This window comes from Roseitalea sp. (genome assembly GCF_984466335.1).
In genome coordinates, this window is record NZ_CFIFWG010000130.1 from 1 (window position 1) to 9,046 (window position 9,046).

Below are 9,046 nucleotides of genomic sequence, written 5' to 3' on the forward strand. Positions count from 1 at the left end.
CGCCTTGCCAGATCACAAAATCCCGGCGCTCAGACGATTCCAGCCAAAGACAAACCGCTCTAGGCGGGCGAATGTGGAGGACCCCATGCCAGCCGCCGTTTCCAAGGACGAACTGCTCGCCGCCTTCGACCGCGATCTCGCCAGGCTGATGAAGACGCTCAAGCGCGTGGACGGTTCCATGGCGTCGCTGCATGCCGCAGACGATAAGACGACGATCAAGGGCGTGATCGCCCACCGGACCCACTGGATCGGCCTGTTCTTTGTCTGGTACGAGGGCGGGGTCGCGGGCGAAACGGTGCGCACGCCCGCGCCGGGCGTCAAGTGGAACCAGCTCAAGGCCTACAACGCGCCGATCTATGAGGGTGCCAACGAACGGCCCTGGACCGAGCTGCTCGACGCATTCGAGGCGGCCTGCGCGCGGCTGCGGCGCTTCATCGCCGATGGCGACGACGCTCTTCTGTACACCGGGGGCCTTTATGGCTGGATGAACGCGTGGACGATCGGCCGCTGGGCCGAAGCCGCCGGGCCGAGCCATTTCCGCTCGGCCAACGCCTATATCCGCAAGGCGCTGCGCGAAAACGCGGCCGCGTGAACGTCTACTTCCCGTCGAGCGAATGGCGCATGATCAACGGCATCTGCGACAGGGTGAAGGCGATGGTGATGGGCATGTTGCCCCACACCTTGAAGGCGATCCAGAAGTCGGTCGGGAAGTTGCGCCAGAGCACCTCGTTGAGAACGGCCATGAAGGCCAGGAAAAGGCCCCAGCGGATCGTCAGCTTGTTCCAGCCGGCATGATCGATGTTGAAGGCGGTGTCGAACACATAGCGCAGCAGCGATACGCGGAAGAGGAACAGCCCGCCGAGCAGCAGCGCTGAAAACAGCGCGTTGACGATGGTCGGCTTGATCTTGATGAAGAGCTCGTTGTGCAGCCACAGGGTCAGCGCGCCGAAGACCAGCACGATGACGCCCGAAACGAGCGGCATCAGCGGTATCGTCCGCGTCAGCGCCCAGGACAGGGAAAGCGAGATCAAGGTGGCGACCATGAAGACGGCGGTCGCCACGAAGATCGGCTCGCCAAGCGCCCCCAGGAAGGCGAACCGCTCGGAGAGCCATTCGGCGCGCGCATTGGAGAAGAAGAAGGCCAGCAGCGGCCCGAATTCGAGCGCGAGCTTGAGCCAGGGGTTGACCTTCGGCTTGTCTCCGGCCGATTCGGCGATGCTTGGATTGTCAACCATCTAGACGTCCTCTTTGACCGGCGCGTCCGCGCCTGCAATGGCCCGCGCGAAATCCTCGGCGCGGAACGGTTCGAGATCGTCCACGCCCTCGCCCACACCTATAAAGTAGACCGGTAAACCAAATTTTGCAGAAATTGCGACCAAAATGCCGCCGCGCGCGGTGCCGTCGAGCTTTGTCATCACAAGTCCGTTGACGCCGGCGACGTCGCGGAAGATCTCGACCTGGCCGAGCGCGTTCTGACCGGTGGTCGCATCGAGCGTCTGCAGGACGGTGTGCGGCGCGTCCGGATCGTGCTTTCGCAGCACACGGACGATTTTCGCCAGTTCGTCCATCAGTTCGGCCCTGTTCTGGAGCCGGCCGGCCGTGTCGATGATGACGATGTCCGAGCCATTGTCGCGCGCCCGCTCATAGGCATCGAAGGCAAGGCCCGCCGCATCCGCCCCAAGCCTGGTGCCGACAAAGGCAGCGCCCGTGCGTTCGGCCCAGATCTCAAGCTGCTCGATGGCGGCGGCGCGGAACGTGTCGCCCGCGCCAAGGGTGACGGACAGCCCCGCCGCGCGCAGCTTGGCCGCCAGCTTGCCGATCGTCGTCGTCTTGCCGGTGCCGTTGACGCCGACGACCAGGATGACATGCGGCTTGTGGCCAAGGTCGAGTTCCAGCGGCTGGGCGACCGGCGACAGCACCTTTTCGATTTCGCCCGCCATGACGGCGCGCACCTCATCGGGCGAGATGTCGCGACCGAGCCGGGTCGCGGCCAGGGTGTCCGTCACGCGCTTGGCCGTGTCGACGCCGAGATCGGCCTGGATGAGAATGTCTTCGAACTCTTCCAGCGTCGCATCGTCCAGCTTTCGCCGGGTGAAGACGCCGGCGATGTTGTCGCCCAGCTGGCGTGACGAGCGCGACAGGCCGGACGTCAGCCGCGTCAGCCAACCCCTGCGCTCCGGCTCTGGCTCTGCCTCGTCCTGCACCGCCGGCGCGTCGCCGATCGTGACGGTGCGCGCGGCCGCCGGCGGCTCGACGCCAGCCGCTGCGTCGGGCTCCTGTGCGGCGTCGGAAGCCGGCACCGTCTCGACCGCCTCTTCGCCGGCCTTTGCCTCGACCCCTTTGCCGCCGAACGAGAAGATGCGCTTGAGCAAGCCCGCCATGGCGCTACGCGGCCGCCACGGGCATCGGCTGCCGGCCGGTCAGGGCGGAACCGTCATGCCCGGTGATCGAAACCTGTGTCATCGCGCCGGGTTCGGCGCCCGCCTCCGCCAGCCGCACCGGCGTGAAGTCGGGCGCGCGCCCGAAGCCGGACTTTTCGACGAGGACGGGCTGCTCGGTGCCCGCAAAGCGCCGCAGGTGGCTCCGCCACGCCACATCGGCCTTGGCGCGCAGGCGTGCCGCGCGGTCCCTGATCAGCGTCCGGTCGAGCTGCGGCATCTTTGCGGCCGGCGTGCCGGTGCGCGGCGAGAACGGAAACACATGCACCCGCGCCAGCCCGCACGCCTCGATGATCGACAGGGCGTTTTCGAACATCGCCTCGGTCTCGGTCGGAAAGCCGGCGATCATGTCGGCGCCGAAACTGGCGTCGGGCCGCAGCCGCCGCACGGCACGGCAGAATTCGATCGAATGGGCGCGCAGGTGACGACGCTTCATGCGTTTGAGGATCAGATCGTCGCCATGCTGCATGGACAGGTGGAAATGCGGCATCAGGCGGGGTTCGCCGGCGATCGCCTCGAACAGCGCATCGTCCGCCTCGATCGAATCGATCGAGGACAGGCGCAGCCGCCACAGTTCGGGCACCCGGCGCAGGATCGCCTTGACGAGCGTGCCCAGCGAGGGGGCGCCGGGCAGGTCCGGCCCGTAGGAGGTCAGATCGACGCCCGTCAGCACGACCTCGCGATAGCCGTTCTCGACCAGTCGCCTGACCTGCTCGACCACCGCGCCCATCGGCACCGACCGCGAATGGCCCCGGCCGTAGGGAATGATGCAGAAGGTGCAGCGATGGTCGCAGCCGTTCTGCACCTGCACGAAGGCGCGCGTGCGCCCCTCGATGCTGTCGACCATGTGCGATGCCGTCTCGCGCACCTCGAAAATGTCGTTGACGCGCACCTTCTCATAGCGGTTGACGCCGAAATCGGGCAGGGCGCGGTAAGATTGGCTTTTAAGCTTGTCGCCATTGCCGATGACCAGATCGACCTCGTCCATGCCGGCGAAACTGCCCGGCTCGGTCTGCGCGGCGCAACCGGTGACGATGATGCGGGCGTCGGGTCGCTCGCGCCGCGTCCGCCGGATCGCCTGCCTGGCCTGGCGCACCGCCTCGCCGGTGACCGCGCATGTGTTGATCACCACCGCGCCGCCGTCGAGTTCTGCGAGCCCGGCCGCTTCCGCCTCGCGCCGTACCACCTCGCCCTCATAGGCGTTCAGGCGGCAGCCGAACGTCTTGACCTCGATGCCCATCAGGCGGTCTCCGCGCCCGCATTGTCATTGTCGCCTTCGATGGCGCGCTGCCACTGGCCGGTGGCGGGATCGAGCAGGCCGGCGAACTCCCACTGGGCGGGTCCGGTCATGATGACATGGTCGTCCTGGCGCCATTCGATATGCAGATCGCCGCCGGGCACGGTGACCGTCGCGGCGCGACCGGTGAGCCCCTTGCGCGCCGCGCAGACCAGCGCCGCGCAGGCGCCCGAGCCGCACGCCAGGGTGAGGCCGGCGCCGCGCTCCCAGGTGCGGATGACGATGTGCGCGGGATCGGCCACCCGCGCGATGGTGATGTTGGCGCGCTCGGGAAAGATCGGATGGTTTTCAAGAAGCGGGCCGAACCGTTCCAGATCGTAGGACTGAAGATCCCTGTCGGCCCAGAAGACGGCGTGCGGATTGCCCATATTGACGACCGAGGGCGTGTGCAGCACCGGCGCGTCGATCGGCCCGATCTGCAATTGGATGCCGGTCGTGTCGGCGAATGCCTCTTCGAGCGGAATCTCGTTCCAGCCAAGGCGCGGCCGTCCCATGTCGACCGACACCATGCCGTTTTCGCCTTCCGCCGCGTTCAGCAGGCCGGCAACGGTCTGGAAGGTGAAGACAGTCCGACCGGTCTCGGCGGCCAGGGCCTGGACGACGCAGCGCGTGCCGTTGCCGCAGGCGCCCGCTTCCGAGCCGTCATTGTTGTAGATGCGCAAGAAGGCGTCGGTGCCCCCGGTTTCGGCATCGTGGATCGCCATGATCTGGTCGAACGCGGTTTCGGCGTCATGGTTGAGCGCGACCGCCGCGTGCGGCGTGAACCTGTCGGCGCGCCCACGCATGTCGGCCACCACGATCCGGTTGCCCAGCCCGTTCATCTTCGCAAATTGGACGTTCGTCGCCATGCCGCCCCATATGGAGGAAACGGCGCCGAAGTTAAAGCCTCGGGCACCGCATGGGCACACGCCAGGCCCGAAACCGGAGCCCCCACAGACCCTTCTTTGATTCTGGTGTGGCTTACGGATTTGAAATTCGTTCAGGAGCGTGCCGCGAACACTGTAACGAACTTCAAATCCACCACGCTAGGCGGTGCGCGCGGCCGGCACGTCCCAGACCTGGCCGGGGCGCATGGGCTGGAACCGGTCGGGCGTGACGCCGACCCTCTGCAACGCCGCTTCGAGCGCCTGCAACGGCGCCTCCACGGCTTCGTCGGTGAGCCGGAAGGTGCCCCAATGGTGGCCGGCGGCGTGGGCGGCGCGGCACAGGGTCATGCCCCGGACCGCCTCGAACGGGTCCTGGTGCTGGTCCCGCATGAACCAGCGCGGCTCGTAGGCGCCGATCGGCAGCAGCGCGAGCCTGAAGCCGCCATGCCTTTCTCCAGCGTCCAGATAGTTGCGCCCCCCATGGAATCCGGTGTCGCCGACGGCGTAGATCCTGCCCGCCGGCGTTTCGACCGCGAAGGCCGACCAGAGCGCCATGCGGCGATCGTTGCCGCCACGCGCCGACCAATGGTGGGCCGGCTCGATATGGATGCGGGCCTGTGCGCCCAGACCGATCGCATCACCCCAATTGCCGGTCGAGATGCGTGCATCGGGCGCGGCCGCGCGGATGATCGTGTCGTTGCCCAGCGGCGTCACGATGTGCGGATCGTGCGATGCGACCAGCCGCGAAAGCGTGGCGAGGTCGAGATGGTCGTAGTGATTGTGGCTGACCAGCACCGCATCGATCGGCGGCAGGTCCTCAAAGGCGATGCCCGGCGGATTGCGCCGGAACGGGCCGGCGAAGGAGACCGGGCTCGCCCGCTGCGACCAGACCGGATCGGTCAGAAGGTTCAACCCCGCCGTCTGGACGAGCAGGCTGGCATGGCCGATCATCGTCACCCGCATCGTCTCGCCGGTCACGCGCTGTTCGGGTCTGGCCGGGGGGAACGGGCTGGGATAGGCGTCCGGCCACGGCTCGCGCCCGCCGCCAAGCTGCCAGCGCAACAGGGCGGACAGGCCGCGCGGCGGGGCGCCGCCCGGATTGAAGAAGCGCGTGCCGTCGAAATTGTCCGCGACCGGCCCCCGATAGTACGGATTGGCGCCATGCGCGCGCCGCATGACGAAAAGACCGCCGCCCGCCGCGAGCAGCCCGCCAAGGCCGATCAGGGAGAGGAAGACGCGCCTGTGCATGGCCGCAATGTGGGCATGCGCCCGTCCTCGTCAACCATGGATGCCGATCACGGCGCCGACATGGCCACCCCTCGCTTGTGCCGGCCTGCGCACCTGCCTATACAGGCGCGATGCTTCCGGCCGTGCCCGGAACGCCCGGGGACCCGCCATGGACGTCATCGTTCAGCTCGCCGCCAGCAACATATTGTCGCCGCCGGTCCTGTTCTTCATCCTGGGCTTCGCCGGATCGATCGCCGGCTCGCAACTGACGCTGCCGGAAGCGGTGGCCAAGACGCTTTCCATCTATCTGATGCTGGCGATCGGCTTCAAGGGCGGCGTCGCGCTCGCCGCCGAGGGGCTGACCGTCGCGCTCCTTCTGGCGCTCGTCGCTGGCGCCGTCCTATCGGCGCTGATCCCCCTCATCGCCTTTGTCATCCTGCAACGCATCTCCAGGCTGCCGCGCATCGACGCCGCCGCGGTCGCCGCCCATTACGGCTCGATCTCGATCGTCACCTTCGTCGCCGCGACCCAGGCCGTCCAGTCGATCGGGCTGCGCCCGGAAGGCTTCATGGTCGCCGTCGCCGCCGTCATGGAAACACCGGCGATCCTGGTCGCCCTGTTTCTCGCCCGCTCGGCCGCAAAGCACCGCAAGGCCGCGGACCCGGACGCTTCGGAGGGCCTTCTGCACGAGGTGTTCCTCAACTCGTCCGTCGTCGTTCTGATGGGCGCCTTCGTGATCGGCGCGCTCACCGGCGCCCCCGGCATGGCGGCCATCGAGGGGTTCATCGTCGTGCCCTTCACCGGCGTTTTGTGCCTGTTCCTGCTCGATATGGGCGCGGTGGCCGGACGCGGCATGGCCCAGGCGCGCAAGGTGCTCGATGCGCGGCTGGTCGGCTTCGGCCTTCTCATGCCGTTCGTTGGCGCGACGCTCGCCATCCCGTTCGCGCTGATCGCGGCCCTTTCGCCCGGCGGCACGGCGCTTTTGATGACGCTCGCCGCCAGCGCCTCCTACATCGCCGTGCCCGCTGCCATGCGCCTCGCCCTGCCCGAGGCGCGGCCCTCCATCTATCTGTCGCTGTCGCTCGGTGTTACCTTCCCGATGAACCTGACACTCGGCATTCCCGCCTATGCGGCGATCGCCCGGCTCGTCGCCGGCGGATAGGAGCGCGGCGATGAAGACCCATGCGAAGAAACAGATGACGGTGATCTGCGAGGCGCCGTTGATGCACCGCATCACCCGCGTGCTCGATGCGGTGCCGGTCACGGGCTACACCGTGTTTCCCGCGCTGTCGGGCCGGGGCTCGGAGGGAACCTGGGACCGCGACCGGATGATCGGCGATGCCGGCCGCATGGTTATGATCGTCTCGGTCATGTCGCCCGAGCAGGCCGACATCGCCGTCGACCGCATCTATGAGACGCTCGAACCGCAGATGGGCATCATCACACTCGCCGATGTCGCGGTGCTGCGCCCGGAGCGTTTCTGAAGCGGTTTTGCATCGCACCGATTGACTTTACGCCCCCTTTCCCCCATAGCGCCGCCGATCAGCGACGAGGCCCGCCCGCGAGCCGCCGACCGGGACGATACGATCCCGGAGGCCACCACCCGACAGCGCGATGCGCCCTCGGGTGCTTTTTAGGTTCGGCGTTTGGGTTTCGCGCCGAAGACGCTTATCTCGATGGGCAACTTCTCATCGCGCATGGAACGAACGGATGTTTGAATCGCTTCAGGACCGTCTGGGTTCGATCTTTGCGGGGCTGACCGGCCGCGGCGCGCTGTCGGAGAAGGACGTCTCGGCCGCGCTGCGCGAGGTGCGGCGCGCGCTGATCGAGGCCGACGTGTCGCTGGAAGTGGTGCGCGGCTTCATCGAGCGCGTGCGGCACAAGGCGGTCGGCGTCGACGTTCTCAAATCGGTCAAGCCGGGCCAGATGGTCGTCAAGATCGTCCATGACGAACTGGTCGAAACACTCGGCTCGGACGCCGAGACGATCGACCTGAACGCGCCCGCCCCGGTCGTCATCATGATGGTCGGGCTTCAGGGGTCGGGCAAGACGACGACATCGGCGAAGATCGCCAAGCGGCTGACCGACCGCGACAAGAAGAAAGTACTGATGGCCTCGCTGGACACGCGCCGGCCCGCCGCGCAGGAGCAGCTCCGCCAGCTCGGCGCGCAGACCGGGGTCGCGACGCTGCCCGTCATCGAGGGACAGGACCCCGTGGCCATCGCGAACCGCGCCAGCCAGGCCGGCAGGCTCGGCGGCCATGACGTGGTGATCCTCGATACGGCGGGCCGCACCCATATCGACGAGCCGCTGATGGTCGAGATGGCCGACATCAGAAAGGCGGCCGGCCCGCACGAGATCCTCCTGGTCGCCGATTCGCTGACCGGCCAGGACGCGGTCAATCTCGCCCGCAGCTTCGACGAGCGTGTCGGCATCACCGGCCTGATCCTCACCCGCATGGACGGCGACGGGCGCGGCGGCGCGGCGCTTTCGATGCGCGCGGCCACCGGCAAGCCGGTCAAGCTCGTCGGCACCGGCGAGAAGATGGACGCGCTGGAGGAGTTCCACCCCAAGCGCATCGCCGACCGCATTCTGGGCATGGGCGACATCGTCAGCCTGGTGGAGAAGGCCGCCGAGACGATCGACCAGGAAAAAGCCGCCGCCATGGCCAGGAAGATGGCGTCCGGCAAGTTCGACCTGAACGATCTTTCCGACCAGCTCCGCCAGATGCAGAAGATGGGCGGCATGGGCGGCCTGATGGGCATGATGCCGGGCATGGCCAGGGCGAAGGACCAGATGGCCGCCGCCGGCATGGACGACAAGATGTTCGGCCGGCATTTGGCGATCATTTCCTCGATGACGCCGAAGGAACGCGCCAACCCCGAGATTTTGAAGCATTCGCGCAAGAAGCGCATCGCGGCGGGCTCGGGCACCAGCGCCGCCGAGATCAACAAGCTTTTGAAGATGCACCGCCAGATGGCCGACATGATGAAGTCCATGAAGGGCAAGCGTGGCGGTGGCATGATGGGCAAGCTGATGGGCGGCATGGGCCTGCCCGGTGGAATGCCCGATCCCGCGCAGATGAGCGAGAAGGACCTGCGCAGGCTGCAAAAACAGGCCGAACAGCTCGGTCTCGGCGCGCCGGGCGCGCCCGGCGGCGGCCGTCCGGGTCTCGGAGGGCCGAAGCTGCCCGGTCTTGGCGGACCGTCCCTGCCCGG

8 protein-coding genes and 1 pseudogene are annotated in these 9,046 nt (G+C 67.4%); 4 read left to right on the forward strand and 5 right to left on the reverse strand.

Annotated elements, in window-relative coordinates; genetic code table 11:
- Window positions 1-85 precede the first annotated feature (85 nt).
- The gene (locus AC5E6L_RS11635; RefSeq protein WP_491230889.1) at window positions 86-592 is read left to right on the forward strand and encodes a ClbS/DfsB family four-helix bundle protein; all 507 of its coding nucleotides are present in this window, start codon (window positions 86-88) and stop codon (window positions 590-592) included.
- 4 nt (window positions 593-596) lie between these two features.
- On the opposite strand, the gene AC5E6L_RS11640 is transcribed toward AC5E6L_RS11635, so the two are convergent.
- The 5 genes and pseudogenes from AC5E6L_RS11640 to AC5E6L_RS11660 all read right to left on the reverse strand — a co-directional run bounded on the left by AC5E6L_RS11640 (window position 597) and on the right by AC5E6L_RS11660 (window position 5,849).
- On the reverse strand, window positions 597-1,235 hold the full coding sequence (locus tag AC5E6L_RS11640) for a septation protein A (RefSeq protein WP_491230888.1): 639 nt from the start codon (window positions 1,233-1,235) through the stop codon (window positions 597-599).
- Window positions 1,236-2,195, reverse strand: a pseudogene (ftsY, locus tag AC5E6L_RS11645) (signal recognition particle-docking protein FtsY); the annotation flags it as partial.
- A 190-nt stretch (window positions 2,196-2,385) separates the two neighbouring features.
- Window positions 2,386-3,678, reverse strand: a complete 1,293-nt coding sequence (gene mtaB, locus AC5E6L_RS11650; protein ID WP_491773458.1) for a tRNA (N(6)-L-threonylcarbamoyladenosine(37)-C(2))-methylthiotransferase MtaB — start codon at window positions 3,676-3,678, stop codon at window positions 2,386-2,388.
- On the reverse strand, window positions 3,678-4,583 hold the full coding sequence (gene dapF / locus AC5E6L_RS11655) for a diaminopimelate epimerase (protein WP_491230646.1): 906 nt from the start codon (window positions 4,581-4,583) through the stop codon (window positions 3,678-3,680). The genes mtaB and dapF overlap by 1 nt, the downstream gene beginning before the upstream one ends.
- 177 nt (window positions 4,584-4,760) lie before the next feature.
- Window positions 4,761-5,849 carry an MBL fold metallo-hydrolase gene (locus AC5E6L_RS11660; RefSeq protein ID WP_491773460.1) on the reverse strand — a complete coding sequence of 363 codons (1,089 nt, stop codon included), beginning with the start codon at window positions 5,847-5,849 and terminating at the stop codon, window positions 4,761-4,763.
- 148 nt (window positions 5,850-5,997) lie between these two features.
- Here AC5E6L_RS11660 and AC5E6L_RS11665 point away from each other — a divergent pair, with 148 nt between their 5' ends.
- The 3 genes from AC5E6L_RS11665 to ffh all read left to right on the forward strand — a co-directional run.
- Window positions 5,998-6,990 (forward strand): sodium-dependent bicarbonate transport family permease, encoded by a 993-nt coding sequence (locus tag AC5E6L_RS11665; RefSeq protein ID WP_491773462.1) that lies wholly within the window; start codon window positions 5,998-6,000, stop codon window positions 6,988-6,990.
- 10 nt (window positions 6,991-7,000) lie between these two features.
- On the forward strand, window positions 7,001-7,312 hold the full coding sequence (locus AC5E6L_RS11670; protein WP_491230975.1) for a P-II family nitrogen regulator: 312 nt from the start codon (window positions 7,001-7,003) through the stop codon (window positions 7,310-7,312).
- Between the two features lie 226 nt (window positions 7,313-7,538).
- On the forward strand, window positions 7,539-9,046 hold a 1,508-nt coding region (gene ffh / locus AC5E6L_RS11675), incomplete at its 3' end, for a signal recognition particle protein (RefSeq protein ID WP_491773465.1).